The sequence below is a fragment of the Streptomyces manipurensis genome, from assembly GCF_049570255.1.
Taxonomy (GTDB): domain Bacteria; phylum Actinomycetota; class Actinomycetes; order Streptomycetales; family Streptomycetaceae; genus Streptomyces; species Streptomyces manipurensis.
This window is the reverse complement of the sequence record NZ_CP186950.1, coordinates 4,276,428-4,289,660: the sequence shown is the minus strand read 5'-3', so window position 1 is coordinate 4,289,660 and position 13,233 is coordinate 4,276,428. Positions and strand designations below refer to the sequence as shown.

11 protein-coding genes are annotated in these 13,233 nt (G+C 70.3%); all 11 read right to left on the bottom strand.

The genetic code is table 11. From position 1 onward, the window contains the following. Positions 1–22: 22 nt before the first annotated feature. Genes ACPU2J_RS19905 through ACPU2J_RS19855 form a run of 11 tightly spaced genes read right to left on the bottom strand, consistent with a single transcriptional unit; the run spans position 23 to position 13,217 of the window. The gene (locus ACPU2J_RS19905) at positions 23–1,615 is read right to left on the bottom strand and encodes an NADH-quinone oxidoreductase subunit M (protein ID WP_361591216.1); all 1,593 of its coding nucleotides are present in this window, start codon (positions 1,613–1,615) and stop codon (positions 23–25) included. A gap of 1 nt (position 1,616) precedes the next feature. Further along, positions 1,617–3,512 carry an NADH-quinone oxidoreductase subunit L gene (nuoL, locus tag ACPU2J_RS19900; protein ID WP_423833744.1) on the bottom strand — a complete coding sequence of 632 codons (1,896 nt, stop codon included), beginning with the start codon at positions 3,510–3,512 and terminating at the stop codon, positions 1,617–1,619. Between the two features lie 9 nt (positions 3,513–3,521). Next, the gene (gene nuoK / locus ACPU2J_RS19895) at positions 3,522–3,821 is read right to left on the bottom strand and encodes an NADH-quinone oxidoreductase subunit NuoK (protein ID WP_030016652.1); all 300 of its coding nucleotides are present in this window, start codon (positions 3,819–3,821) and stop codon (positions 3,522–3,524) included. Further along, positions 3,818–4,624, bottom strand: coding sequence for an NADH-quinone oxidoreductase subunit J (locus ACPU2J_RS19890; RefSeq protein ID WP_361591221.1), 807 nt, complete (start codon positions 4,622–4,624; stop codon positions 3,818–3,820). Before ACPU2J_RS19890 ends, nuoK begins: the two co-directional genes overlap by 4 nt. After that, entirely contained in the window at positions 4,621–5,220 is a 600-nt protein-coding gene (gene nuoI / locus ACPU2J_RS19885) for an NADH-quinone oxidoreductase subunit NuoI (RefSeq protein ID WP_361591223.1), read from the bottom strand. Before nuoI ends, ACPU2J_RS19890 begins: the two co-directional genes overlap by 4 nt. After that, positions 5,213–6,583 (bottom strand): NADH-quinone oxidoreductase subunit NuoH, encoded by a 1,371-nt coding sequence (gene nuoH, locus ACPU2J_RS19880; protein ID WP_361591225.1) that lies wholly within the window; start codon positions 6,581–6,583, stop codon positions 5,213–5,215. Before nuoH ends, nuoI begins: the two co-directional genes overlap by 8 nt. Next, positions 6,580–9,084 carry an NADH-quinone oxidoreductase subunit G gene (locus tag ACPU2J_RS19875; protein ID WP_423833743.1) on the bottom strand — a complete coding sequence of 835 codons (2,505 nt, stop codon included), beginning with the start codon at positions 9,082–9,084 and terminating at the stop codon, positions 6,580–6,582. The genes nuoH and ACPU2J_RS19875 overlap by 4 nt, the downstream gene beginning before the upstream one ends. Then, the gene (gene nuoF, locus ACPU2J_RS19870; RefSeq protein WP_399821080.1) at positions 9,081–10,457 is read right to left on the bottom strand and encodes an NADH-quinone oxidoreductase subunit NuoF; all 1,377 of its coding nucleotides are present in this window, start codon (positions 10,455–10,457) and stop codon (positions 9,081–9,083) included. Before nuoF ends, ACPU2J_RS19875 begins: the two co-directional genes overlap by 4 nt. Further along, a complete protein-coding gene (gene nuoE / locus ACPU2J_RS19865) occupies positions 10,457–11,212 on the bottom strand; it encodes an NADH-quinone oxidoreductase subunit NuoE (protein ID WP_399821083.1) in 756 nt (251 codons plus the stop codon). The genes nuoF and nuoE overlap by 1 nt, the downstream gene beginning before the upstream one ends. Continuing rightward, positions 11,209–12,534, bottom strand: a complete 1,326-nt coding sequence (locus tag ACPU2J_RS19860) for an NADH-quinone oxidoreductase subunit D (protein WP_361591232.1) — start codon at positions 12,532–12,534, stop codon at positions 11,209–11,211. The genes nuoE and ACPU2J_RS19860 overlap by 4 nt, the downstream gene beginning before the upstream one ends. Continuing rightward, on the bottom strand, positions 12,534–13,217 hold the full coding sequence (locus tag ACPU2J_RS19855) for an NADH-quinone oxidoreductase subunit C (RefSeq protein ID WP_389071703.1): 684 nt from the start codon (positions 13,215–13,217) through the stop codon (positions 12,534–12,536). The genes ACPU2J_RS19860 and ACPU2J_RS19855 overlap by 1 nt, the downstream gene beginning before the upstream one ends. Between the last annotated feature and the right edge of the window lie 16 nt (positions 13,218–13,233).

The following is a 13,233-nucleotide window of genomic DNA, read 5'->3' as shown; positions in this document are numbered from 1 at the left end:
CTGTGGGCGGAGTTCAGTGCGCTCACTTCGCCGCCTCTCCGTTCTTGGCGTCGACGACGACCTCGGGCTTCGGGTCGGTCTGCCGGACGTCCGACATGGTGTGCTCCACCGCCGGGTTGACGATGTCGGTGAGCACCTTCGGGTAGACGCCGAGGCCGATCAGCAGGGCGATCAGCGGGGCGACCACCAGCACCTCCCGCAGGCGCAGGTCCGGCATGCTGCGGACCTCCTCCTTCACGGGCCCGGTCATCGTGCGCTGGTAGAGCACCAGCGTGTAGAGCGCGGCGAGCACGATGCCGGTGGTGGCGATGATGCCGACGACCGGGTACCGGGCGAAGGTGCCGACCAGGACGAGGAACTCGCTGACGAAGGGTGCGAGGCCCGGCAGCGAGAGGGTGGCGAGGCCGCCGATCAGGAAGGTGCCGGCCAGGACCGGGGCCACCTTCTGGACGCCTCCGTAGTCGGCGATGAGCCGCGAGCCGCGCCGCGAGATCAGGAAGCCGGCCACCAGCATCAGCGCCGCCGTCGACAGGCCGTGGTTGACCATGTAGAGGGTGGCGCCGGACTGGCCCTGGGAGGTCATCGCGAAGATGCCCAGGACGATGAAGCCGAAGTGCGAGATCGAGGCGTAGGCGACCAGCCGCTTGATGTCCCGCTGGCCGACCGCGACCAGCGCGCCGTAGACGATGCTGATCAGGGCCAGGACGAGGATCACCGGGGTGGCCCACTTGCTGGCGTCCGGGAAGAGGCCGAGGCAGAAGCGGAGCATCGCGAAGGTGCCGACCTTGTCGACGACCGCGGTGATCAGCACGGCGACCGGCGCGGTGGACTCCCCCATCGCGTTCGGCAGCCAGGTGTGCAGCGGCCACAGCGGGGCCTTCACCGCGAAGGCGAAGAAGAAGCCCAGGAACAGCAGCCGTTCGGTGTTGGTGGCCATGTCGAGCGTGCCCGCCGCGCGCGCGGCGGCGATCTCCTGGAGCGAGAAGTTCCCCGCGACCACGTACAGGCCGATGACCGCGGCCAGCATGATGAGGCCGCCGACCAGGTTGTAGAGGAGGAACTTGACCGCCGCGTAGCTGCGCTGCGCGGCCGCGTTCTCGTCGGACCCGGCGTGCGCCCGGTCCCCGAAGCCGCCGATGAGGAAGTACATCGGGATGAGCATGGCTTCGAAGAAGACGTAGAAGAGGAAGACGTCGGTGGCCTCGAAGGAGATGATCACCATCGCCTCGACCAGCAGGATCAGGGCGAAGAAGCCCTGGGTGGGCCGCCAGCGCTTCGAGCTGGTCTCCAGCGGGTCGGCGTCGTGCCAGCCCGCAGCGATCACGAAGGGGATCAGGAGCGCGGTGAGTCCGATGAGGACCACGCCGATCCCGTCCACGCCCAGTTCGTAGCGGACGCCGAAGTCGGGGATCCAGGCGTGGGACTCGGTGAGCTGGTAGCGGTCTCCGCCGGGTTCGAAGCGGACGGCGACGAGCACGGCCAGGGCCAGGGTCGCCAGTGAGACCAGCAGCGCGAGCCACTTGGCGGCGGCCCTGCGGCCGGCCGGGACGGCCGCCGTGAGGATCGCGCCGACCGCGGGGACCGCGGCCGTGACCGTCAGAAGCGGGAAGTTCATGTCACACCGCCCTCATCAGCAGGGTCGCGGCGATCAGGATCGCCGTGCCCCCGAACATCGAGACCGCGTAGCTGCGGGCGTAGCCGTTCTGCAGCTTGCGCAGGCGGCCCGAGAGACCGCCGACCGAGGCGGCCGTCCCGTTCACCACCCCGTCGACCAGGCTGTGGTCGACGTACACGAGGGAGCGGGTGAGGTGCTCCCCGCCCCGCACCAGCACGACGTGGTTGAAGTCGTCCTGGTAGAGGTCCCGTCGGGCGGCCCGGGTGAGGAAGGAGCCGCGCGGGGCGACGACCGGGACGGGCCGCTTGCCGTACATCGCCCAGGCGATGCCGACGCCGACGAGGAGCATCACCATGGTGGCCGCGGTGACGGTCATGGCGCTGACCGGCGGGTTCCCGTGGGAGTAGCCCGTGACGGGCTCCAGCCACTTCAGGAAGCGCTCGCCGATCTCGAAGAAGGCGCCGGCGAAGACCGAGCCGAAGGCCAGGATGACCATGGGGATGGTCATGGACTTCGGGGACTCGTGGGGGTGCGGCGCGTGGCCGTCGGCGTCCGGCTGCCAGCGCTTCTCGCCGAAGAAGGTGAGGAGCATGACGCGGGTCATGTAGAAGGCGGTGATGCCGGCGCCCAGCAGGGTGACCCCGCCGAGGATCCAGCCCTCGGTGCCGCCCTTGGCGAAGGCCGCCTCGATGATCATGTCCTTGGAGAAGAAGCCGGACAGGCCCGGGAAGCCGATGATCGCCAGGTAGCCGAGGCCGAAGGTGACGAAGGTGACCGGCATGTACTTCCGCAGCCCCCCGTACTTGCGCATGTCGACCTCGTCGTTCATCCCGTGCATCACGGATCCGGCGCCGAGGAAGAGGCCGGCCTTGAAGAAGCCGTGCGTCACCAGGTGCATGATCGCGAAGACGTAGCCGATGGGGCCGAGGCCGGCGGCCAGGATCATGTAGCCGATCTGCGACATCGTCGAGCCCGCCAGGGCCTTCTTGATGTCGTCCTTCGCGCAACCGACGATCGCACCGAAGAGGAGCGTGACGGCGCCCACGACGGTGACCACCAGCTGGGCGTCGGGCGCCGCGTTGAAGATGGCCCCGGAGCGGACGATCAGGTAGACGCCGGCGGTCACCATCGTCGCCGCGTGGATGAGGGCCGAGACCGGGGTCGGGCCCTCCATCGCGTCGCCGAGCCAGGACTGCAGCGGCACCTGGGCGGACTTGCCGCACGCGGCCAGCAGCAGCATCAGGCCGATGGCCGTGAGGGTGTCCTCGGAGGTCTCGCCCACCGCGCCGAGCACCGGACCGAAGGCGAAGGTCCCGAACGTGGTGAACATCAGCATGATCGCGATGGAGAGGCCGATGTCGCCGACGCGGTTGACCAGGAAGGCCTTCTTGGCGGCGGTGGCCGCGCTGGGCTTGTGCTGCCAGAAGCCGATCAGGAGGTACGAGGCGAGGCCGACGCCCTCCCAGCCGAAGTACAGCAGCAGGTAGTTGTCGGCGAGGACCAGCAGCAGCATGGCCGCGACGAACAGGTTGAGGTAGCCGAAGAAGCGGCGGCGGCGCTCGTCGTGCTCCATGTACCCGATGGAGTACACGTGGATGAGCGTGCCCACCCCGGAGATCAGCAGGACGAACGTCATCGACAGCTGGTCGAGCTGGAAGGCCATGTCCGCCTGGAAGCCCTCGACGGGGATCCAGGTGTACAGGTTCTGGGTGAGGGTGCGGTCGTCCGACGGCCGGCCCAGCATGTCCGCGAACAGGGCCACGCCGATGCCGAACGAGGCGGCCGCGAGCAGGGTGCCGAGCCAGTGGCCGGCCTTGTCGAGGCGGCGGCCGCCGCAGAGCAGCACCACCGCTCCGAGCAGGGGCGCCGCGATCAGCAGCGCAATCAGGTTCTCCACAGCGACCCCTTACAGCTTCATCAGGCTGGCGTCGTCGACCGAGGCCGAGTGGCGGGTACGGAACAGCGACACGATGATCGCCAGGCCGACCACGACCTCCGCGGCGGCGACGACCATCGTGAAGAACGCGATGATCTGGCCGTCGAGGTTGCCGTGCATCCGCGAGAACGCGACGAAGGCGAGGTTGCAGGCGTTGAGCATCAGCTCGACGCACATGAACAGCACGATCGCGTTCTTGCGGATGAGCACGCCGACGGCACCGATGGTGAAGAGCAGCGCCGCCAGGTACAGGTAGTTGACCGGATTCACTTCGAGGCCTCCTCACGGCCGAGGCGCTCCGCGGAACGCTGCTCCAGGGCCTTGAGGTCGTCGAGCGCCTGGCCGGAGACGTCCCGGACCTGGCCGCGGGCGCGCAGCGTCTTGCTGACGGTCAGCTCGGACGGGGTGCCGTCCGGGAGCAGGCCGGGAACGTCCACCGCGTTGTGCCGGGCGTAGACACCGGGCGCGGGCAGCGGCGGGAGCTGGACGCCCTCGCGGACGCGGCGCTCGGCCAGCTCGCGCTGGGTGGCGGCGCGTTCGGTGCGCTCGCGGTGGGTGAGGACCATGGCGCCGACCGTGGCGGTGATCAGCAGCGCGCCGGTGAGCTCGAAGGCGAAGACGTACTTGGTGAAGATCAGCTGGGCCAGTCCCTCGACGTGCCCGGCGGAGTTGACCTTGCCGAGTCCGTTGAAGTGGCTGATCCCGGCGTTGCCGATGCCGCCGATCAGCAGGATGCCGAAGCCGAGCCCGCACAGGGCCGCGAGCCAGCGCTGGCCCTTGATGGTCTCCTTCAGGGAGTCGGCGGCGGTGACGCCGACGAGCATGACCACGAAGAGGAAGAGCATCATGATCGCGCCGGTGTAGACGATCACCTGGACGACGCCCAGGAAGTACGCCCCGTTGGCGAGGTAGAAGACGGCCAGGATGATCATCGTCCCGGCCAGGCTGAGCGCGCTGTGCACGGCCTTCTTCATCAGGATCGTGGCCAGCGCGCCGATGACGGCGACCGTGCCGAGGATCCAGAACTGCACGGCCTCGCCGGTGGAGGTGACGGTGGCGGCGATGGCGCTCATGCCCCCACCTCCGCGTTCCCGTCGGCCCCCTCGGCCGGCTCCTCCCCCTTGGAGACCGCCACCTGGCGGACCGTGCCCGGGGCGGCGCCCGTCACCAGTCCGCGGTAGTAGTCCTGCTCGTCGGTGCCGGGGAAGACCGAGTGCGGGGCCTCGACCATGCCCTCGGTCAGCCCGGCGAGCAGCTGGTCCTTGGTGTAGATGAGCGACTCGCGGCTTGCGTCGGCCAGTTCGAACTCGTTCGTCATGGTCAGCGCCCGGGTGGGGCAGGCCTCGACGCACAGCCCGCACAGGATGCAGCGGGCGTAGTTGATCTGGTAGACGCGGCCGTAGCGTTCACCCGGGGAGTAGCGCTCCTCCTCGGTGTTGTCCGCGCCCTCCACGTAGATGGCGTCGGCGGGACAGGCCCAGGCGCACAGCTCGCACCCGATGCACTTCTCCAGACCGTCGGGGTGCCGGTTGAGCTGGTGGCGTCCGTGGAAGCGCGGGGCGGTGGTCTTCTGCTGCTCCGGGTACTGCTCGGTGAGGCGCTTCTTGAACATGGCCTTGAAGGTCACGCCGAAGCCGGCCACCGGGTTCTGCCACTTCTCGTCAGACATTCTCAGCACCCTCCTCTCGGTCACTGTCGGAATTCGTCCCGCCACTGACGATCAGCTCCCGCTCGCTGCGGGACCGCCTGCGCGGTACGGGTGCCAGGTGCTGGCCGGGCTTCGGCGGCACGGGGAACCCGCCCGCCATCGGGTCGAACGGCTCGGCCGCCGCGGCCTTCCCGGCCCGCTCCGCCGTGGCCTTCTCCCGCTTGTCGCGGAAGACGTCGGCGACGAAGGACAACAGGAGGATCGCGATGACGGCACTGCCCACGTAGAGGGCGATCTCGCTGAAGTCGTAGGCCTCGTTGCGCAGGGCCCGGACGGTGGCGACGAGCATCAGCCAGACCACGGAGACCGGGATGAGCACCTTCCAGCCGAGCTTCATCAGCTGGTCGTAGCGCACGCGCGGCAGCGTGCCGCGCAGCCAGATGAAGAAGAACAGCAGCAGCTGGACCTTGAGGACGAACCAGAGCAGCGGCCACCAGCCGTGGTTCGCGCCCTCCCAGAAGGTGCTGATCGGGTACGGGGCCCGCCAGCCGCCGAGGAAGAGGGTCACGGAGACCGCCGAGACGGTGACCATGTTGACGTACTCGGCGAGCATGAACAGCGCGAACTTGATGGAGGAGTACTCGGTGTTGAAGCCGCCGACCAGGTCGCCCTCGGACTCCGGCATGTCGAAGGGGGCGCGGTTCGTCTCGCCGACCATCGTGATGACGTAGATGATGAAGGAGACCGGCAGGAGCACGATGTACCAGCGGTCGGCCTGCGCCTCCACGATCGCCGAGGTCGACATCGACCCGGAGTAGAGGAAGACGGAGGCGAAGGCCGCGCCCATCGCGATCTCGTAGGAGATCATCTGCGCGCACGAGCGGAGGCCGCCCAGGAGCGGGTAGGTCGAGCCGGAGGACCAGCCGGCGAGGACGATGCCGTAGATGCCGACGGAGGCCACCGCGAGGATGTAGAGCATCGCGATGGGCAGGTCGGTCAGCTGCATCGTGGTGCGCTGGCCGAAGATGGAGATCTCGTCACCGGGCGGGCCGAAGGGGATCACGGCGATGGCCATGAAGGCCGGGATCGCCGCGATGATCGGGGCCAGGACGTACACCACCTTGTCGGCCCGCTTGACGATGATGTCTTCCTTGAGCATCAGCTTCACGCCGTCGGCGAGCGACTGGAGCATGCCCCAGGGACCGTGCCGGTTGGGGCCGATGCGCAGCTGCATCCAGGCGACGACCTTGCGCTCCCACACGATGGAGAAGAGCACGGTGACCATCAGGAAGGCGAAGCAGAACACCGCCTTGATGACGACGAGCCACCAGACGTCCTTCCCGAACAGGGAGAGGTCCTCGGCAGCGAGTTGAACGGTGTTCACGCGTCCACCTCCGCGGTGGTGTCGCCGGCGGCGGCCGGGGTCGCCGGGCCGATGCGTACGAGGGTGCCCGGCCGGGCTCCGGCGTCGGCGAGCACGCCGGAGCCGGTGGAGTTCAGCGGGAGCCAGACCACTCGGTCGGGCATCTCGGTGATCCGGAGCGGGAGTTCCACGGAGCCGGCCGGACCGGTGACCGCGAGGACGTCGCCGTCCTTGACGCCCGTCTCGGCGGCCGTGGCGGCCGAGAGCCGGGCGCTCGCCTCGTGCCGGGTGCCGGCCAGGGCGTCGTCGCCCTCCTGGAGCCGGCCCAGGTCGAGCAGGAGCCGGTGGCCGGCGAGGAGCGCCTCGCCCGCGGCCGGGCGCGGCAGCGGCGCGGTGTCGGTGGCGGCCTCGGCGGCGAGTCCGCCCTCCCACGGGCCGAGCCGTTCCAGTTCCCGGCGTACGGCGTGCACGTCGGGCAGGGCGATCGGCCGGTCGGCGGCGTCCGCGAGCATGTGCAGCACGCGGGCGTCGGCGGGGGCGAGCCGGCGGGTCATCTGGTCGGGCTTGAGCGCGGCCTCGAAGGGGCGCACGCGGCCTTCCCAGTTGATGAACGCGCCGGTCTTCTCGACGACGGCCGCGACCGGGAACACCACGTCGGCGTGGTCGGTGACCTCGCCGGGGCGCAGTTCGAGGGAGACCACGAAGGCCTCCTTCAGCGCCGTGCGGGCCCGTCGCGGGTCCGGCAGGTCGGTGACCTCGACGCCCGCGACGAGCAGGGCCGACAGTTCACCGGTGGCGGCGGCCTCGACGATCTGGCCGGTGTCGCGTCCGTAGCGGTGCGGGAGTTCGTCCAGGCCCCAGACGGTGGCGACCTCGTCGCGCGCCCGCGGGTCGGTGGCCGGACGGCCGCCCGGCAGCAGGGAGGGCAGTGCGCCCGCCTCGACGGCGGCCCGCTCGCCGGCCCGGCGGGGGATCCACACCAGCCGGGCGCCGGTGGCGGCGGCGGTGCGCACGACGGCGGTCAGCGCGCCGGGCACTCCGGCGAGGCGCTCGCCGACGACGATGACGGCGCCGGGGGCGCGCAGAGCGTCCGCGGCCTCGGTGCCGCCGGCTTCCAGGCCGGTGCGGGAGGCCAGTGCGTCGAGCCACTCGGGCTCGGTGCCGGGTGCGGCGGCCAGCAGGGTGCCGCCCGCCTTCTCCAGGCCGCGGGTGGCGAAGGGCGCGAGGGCGAACGTCCGCTGCTTGCGCTTGCGGTGGGCCTTGCGCAGCCGCAGGAAGACCCCGGGGGCCTCCTCCTCGGCCTCGATGCCGGCGAGCAGCACGGCGGGAGCGGCCTCCAGCGAGGAGTACGTGACCCCCTCGCCGTCGAGGTCCTTGCCGGTGCCGGCGACGGTGGCGGCCAGGAACTCGGCCTCCTCCGCGCTGTGCACGCGGGCCCGGAAGTCGATGTCGTTGGTGTCGAGCACGACCCGGGCGAACTTGGCGTACGCGTAGGCGTCCTCGACGGTGAGCCGGCCGCCGGTGAGCACTCCGGCGCGGCCGCGCGCGGCGGCGAGTCCGTCGGCGGCGGCCTGGAGGGCCTCGGGCCAGCTCGCCGGCTCCAGGGTCCCGGCCGCGTTGCGCACGAGCGGGGTGGTCAGCCGGTCCGGGCGCTGCGCGTAGCGGAACCCGAAGCGGCCCTTGTCGCAGATCCACTCCTCGTTGACCTCGGGGTCCTCGGCGGCCATCCGGCGCAGCACCTTGCCGCGGCGGTGGTCGGTGCGGGTGGCGCAGCCGCCGGCGCAGTGCTCGCACACGCTCGGGGAGGAGACGAGGTCGAAGGGCCGGGAGCGGAACCGGTAGGCGGCGGAGGTGAGGGCGCCGACCGGGCAGATCTGGATGGTGTTGCCGGAGAAGTACGACTCGAAGGGGTCGTCCTCGCCGGTGCCGACCTGCTGGAGCGCGCCGCGTTCGAGCAGCTCGATCATCGGGTCGCCGGCGATCTCGTTGGAGAAGCGGGTGCAGCGGGCGCAGAGCACGCAGCGCTCCCGGTCCAGCAGGACCTGCGTGGAGATCGGGACGGGCTTCTCGTAGGTGCGCTTCTTCCCCTCGAACCGGGATTCGGCGTTGCCGTGGGACATCGCCTGGTTCTGCAGGGGGCACTCGCCGCCCTTGTCGCAGACGGGGCAGTCCAGCGGGTGGTTGATGAGCAGCAGCTCCATCACCCCGCGCTGGGCCTTGTCGGCGACCTCGGAGGTGAGCTGCGTCTTGACGACCATGCCGTCGGTGCAGGTGATGGTGCAGGAGGCCATCGGCTTGCGCTGGCCCTCGACCTCGACGATGCACTGGCGGCAGGCGCCGGCCGGGGAGAGGAGGGGGTGGTCGCAGAACCGGGGGATCTCGATGCCGAGCTGTTCGGCGGCCCGGATGACGAGGGTGCCCTTGGGCACGGAGAGGGCGACCCCGTCGATGGTGAGCGAGATCAGGTCCTCCGGCGGGACGGCGGGTTCGCCCCCGGAGGCGGACGTAGTGGTGACGGTCATGCGTTCACCTCCGTGTCGGCCCAGAGGGTCGACTTCCTGGGGTCGAAGGGGCAGCCCTTGCCCGTGATGTGCTGCTCGTACTCCGCGCGGAAGTACGTGAGCGAGGAGAAGATCGGGCTGGCCGCGCCGTCGCCGAGCGCGCAGAAGGACTTGCCGTTGATGTTGTCGGCGATGTCGTTCAGCTTGTCGAGGTCGGACATGACGCCCTTGCCCGCCTCGATGTCGCGGAGCAACTGGACCAGCCAGTAGGTGCCTTCGCGGCAGGGCGTGCACTTGCCGCAGGACTCGTGGGCGTAGAACTCCGTCCACCGGGTCACGGCGCGCACCACGCAGGTGGTCTCGTCGAAGCACTGGAGCGCCTTGGTGCCGAGCATCGAGCCGGCGGCGCCCACCCCCTCGTAGTCCAGGGGGACGTCGAGGTGTTCGTCGGTGAACATGGGGGTGGAGGAGCCGCCCGGGGTCCAGAACTTCAGCCGGTGGCCGGGCCGCATGCCGCCGCTCATGTCGAGGAGCTGGCGCAGGGTGATGCCGAGCGGCGCCTCGTACTGGCCGGGGCCGGCGACGTGGCCGGAGAGCGAGTACAGGGTGAAGCCGGGGGACTTCTCGGTCCCCATGGACTTGAACCAGTCCTTGCCCTTGTTCAGGATCGCGGGAACCGAGGCGATGGACTCGACGTTGTTGACGACAGTGGGGCAGGCGTAGAGCCCCTCGACCGCCGGGAAGGGGGGACGCAGCCGGGGCTGGCCGCGCCGGCCTTCGAGGGAGTCGAGCAGTGCCGTCTCCTCGCCGCAGATGTACGCGCCCGCGCCCGCGTGCACCGTGATGTCGAGGTTGCGCCCGGTGCCGTCGATGTCCTTGCCGAGGTATCCGGCCGCGTACGCCTCGCGCACGGCCTCGTGCAGGCGCCGCAGGACGGGCACCGTCTCGCCGCGCAGGTAGATGAACGCGTGCTCGGAGCGGATCGCGTAGCAGGCGATGATCATTCCCTCGATGAGGGAGTGCGGGTTGGCGAAGAGGAGGGGGATGTCCTTGCAGGTCCCCGGCTCCGACTCGTCGGCGTTGACGACGAGGTAGTGCGGCTTTCCGTCGCCCTGCGGGATGAACTGCCACTTCATCCCGGTGGGGAAGCCGGCGCCGCCGCGTCCGCGCAGGCCCGAGTCCTTCACGTAGGCGATGAGGTCGTCCGGGGTCATCGCGAGCGCCTTGCGCAGGCCCTCGTAGCCCTCGTGGCGCCGGTAGGTCTCCAGCGTCCACGACGCGGGTTCGTCCCAGAAGGCCGACAGGACGGGCGCGAGCAGCTTCTCCGGGCTGGTCCCTCCCCCGGCCTCCGGCCGGGAGGCACCCCCGTTGCTCAGTTCGGAGGACACGGACATCACTCCCCTCCCTCGGTGGTGGTCTCGCCGCGCGGGTGGACGATCGGGGTGTGCGGGGACTCGCCGCGGGCGATCCGCAGTCCGATCAGGGAGGCGGGGCCGGCACCGCCGGTGGCCTCGACGGCTCCCGCGCGCTCGTCCGGGAAGCCGGCGAGGATCCGGGCGGTCTCCTTGAAGGTGCACAGCGGCGCGCCCCGGGTGGGGGCGACCTCGCGGCCGGCCAGCAGGTCGTCGACCATGGCCTTGGCGGACGCGGGGGTCTGGTTGTCGAAGAACTCCCAGTTGACCATCACCACGGGGGCGTAGTCGCAGGCCGCGTTGCACTCGATGTGCTCGAGGGTGACCTTGCCGTCGGGGGTGGTCCCGTTGTTGCCGACCCCGAGGTGCTGCTGGAGCTCCTCGAAGATGGCGTCGCCGCCCATGACCGCGCACAGGGTGTTGGTGCAGACGCCGACCTGGTAGTCGCCGGAGGGCTTGCGCCGGTACATCGTGTAGAAGGTCGCGACGGCGGTGACCTCGGCGGTGGTCAGCCCCAGCGTCTCGGCGCAGAAGCGGATGCCGGTCTTGGAGACGTATCCCTCCTCCGACTGGCACAGGTGCAGCAAGGGGAGAAGCGCGGAGCGGCTGTCGGGGTAGCGCGCGACGACGTCCGCCGCGTCCGCCGCGAGGCGTGCGCGCACCTCCGCCGGGAAGTCGGGGGCGGGCAGCTGGGGCATGCCCAGCGAGACCCCTCGGTTCTGAGGACTGGCGGTCATCGGTCGACGCCTCCCATCACGGGGTCGATGGAGGCGACGGCGACGATGACGTCGGCGACCTGGCCGCCCTCGCACATCGCGGCCATGGCCTGCAGGTTGGTGAAGGACGGGTCGCGGAAGTGGACCCGGTAGGGGCGGGTCCCGCCGTCGGAGACGACGTGGACGCCGAGCTCGCCCTTGGGGGACTCGACGGCCGCGTACGCCTGGCCGGCCGGTACCCGGAAGCCCTCGGTCACCAGCTTGAAGTGGTGGATGAGGGCCTCCATGGAGGTGCCCATGATGTTCCTGATGTGGTCGAGCGAGTTGCCTAGGCCGTCGGGGCCCATGGCCAGCTGCGCCGGCCAGGCGATCTTCTTGTCGGCGACCATCACCGGGCCCGGCTCCAAGCGCTCCAGGCACTGCTCGACGATCCGCAGCGACTGGCGCATCTCCTCCAGGCGGATCAGGAAGCGCCCGTAGGAGTCGCAGGTCTCGGTGGTCGGCACGTCGAACTCGTAGGTCTCGTAGCCGCAGTACGGGTCGGACTTGCGCAGGTCGTGCGGCAGGCCGGCGGAGCGCAGGATCGGGCCGGTGGCGCCGAGGGCCATGCAGCCGGCGAGGTCGAGGTGGCCGACGTCCTGCATGCGGGCCTTGAAGATGGGGTTGCCGGTGGCGAGCTTGTCGTACTCCGGCAGGTTCTTCTTCATGGTCTTCACGAACTCGCGCAGCTGGTCGACGGCGCCCGGGGGCAGGTCCTGCGCGAGGCCGCCGGGGCGGATGAACGCGTGGTTCATCCGCAGGCCGGTGATCAGCTCGTAGATGTCGAGGATCAGCTCGCGGTCGCGGAAGCCGTAGATCATGATCGTGGTGGCGCCCAGCTCCATGCCGCCGGTGGCGATGCACACCAGGTGGGAGGAGAGCCGGTTGAGCTCCATCAGCAGGACGCGGATCACGGTGGCCCGGTCCGGGACCTGGTCGGTGATGCCGAGGAGCTTCTCGACGCCGAGGCAGTAGGCCGCCTCGTTGAAGAAGGGCGTCAGGTAGTCCATGCGCGTGACGAAGGTGGTGCCCTGCGTCCAGTTCCGGAATTCGAGGTTCTTCTCGATGCCGGTGTGCAGGTAGCCGATGCCGCAGCGGGCCTCGGTGACCGTCTCGCCGTCGATCTCCAGGATCAGCCGGAGCACGCCGTGGGTGGACGGGTGCTGGGGCCCCATGTTGACGACGATCCGCTCGTCGTCGGCCTTGGCGGCGGACTGGACGATCTCGTCCCAGTCGCCGCCGGTGACGGTGTAGACGGTGCCCTCGGTGGTCTCGCGGGAGGACGCGTGGTGTGACGTGGACATCAGCTGTACGACCTCCGCTGGTCGGGAGCCGGGATCTGGGCGCCCTTGTACTCGACGGGAATGCCGCCGAGGGGGTAGTCCTTGCGCTGCGGGAAGCCCTGCCAGTCGTCCGGCATCATGATCCGGGTGAGGGCCGGGTGCCCGTCGAAGACCAGGCCGAAGAAGTCGTAGGTCTCGCGCTCGTGCCAGTCGTTGGTCGGGTAGACGGTGACGAGCGAGGGGACGTGCGGGTCGTCGTCCGGGACCGACACCTCCAGCCGCAGGATCCGGCCGTGCGTCAGGGAGCGCAGGTGGTACACGGCGTGCAGTTCGCGGCCCTTGTCGCCGGGGAAGTGCACTCCGGAGACGCCGGTGCAGAGCTCGAAGCGCAGGGCCGGGTCGTCGCGCAGGGTGCGGGCGACGCGCACGAGGTGCTCGCGGGCGATGTGGAAGGTGAGCTCGCCCCGGTCGACGACCGTCTTCTCGATGGCGTTCTCCGGGAGCAGGTCCTGCTCCTCCAGGGCGCCTTCGAGCTCGTCGGCCACCTCGTCGAAGTAGGAGCCGTACGGGCGGCTGCTCGCGCCGGGAAGGGCGACGGTGCGGACGAGGCCGCCGTAGCCGCTGGTGTCGGCGCCGCCCCGGGCTCCGAACATGCCCTTGCGGACGCCGATGACCTCGGGGCCCTGGGCGCGCGGGGCGGGCAGGCCGCCTTCGGTGCCG

Excerpts from the sequence above, each read along its gene's own strand:
- ACPU2J_RS19905 (WP_361591216.1), bottom strand. The coding sequence starts at position 1,615 with ATGAACTTCCCGCTTCTGACGGTCACGGCCGCGGTCCCCGCGGTCGGC.
- ACPU2J_RS19890 (WP_361591221.1), bottom strand. The coding sequence starts at position 4,624 with ATGAGCGCCATCGCCGCCACCGTCACCTCCACCGGCGAGGCCGTGCAG.
- nuoI (WP_361591223.1), bottom strand. The coding sequence starts at position 5,220 with ATGTCTGACGAGAAGTGGCAGAACCCGGTGGCCGGCTTCGGCGTGACC.
- ACPU2J_RS19875 (WP_423833743.1), bottom strand. The coding sequence starts at position 9,084 with ATGACCGTCACCACTACGTCCGCCTCCGGGGGCGAACCCGCCGTCCCG.
- nuoF (WP_399821080.1), bottom strand. The coding sequence starts at position 10,457 with ATGTCCGTGTCCTCCGAACTGAGCAACGGGGGTGCCTCCCGGCCGGAG.
- nuoE (WP_399821083.1), bottom strand. The coding sequence starts at position 11,212 with ATGACCGCCAGTCCTCAGAACCGAGGGGTCTCGCTGGGCATGCCCCAG.
- ACPU2J_RS19860 (WP_361591232.1), bottom strand. The coding sequence starts at position 12,534 with ATGTCCACGTCACACCACGCGTCCTCCCGCGAGACCACCGAGGGCACC.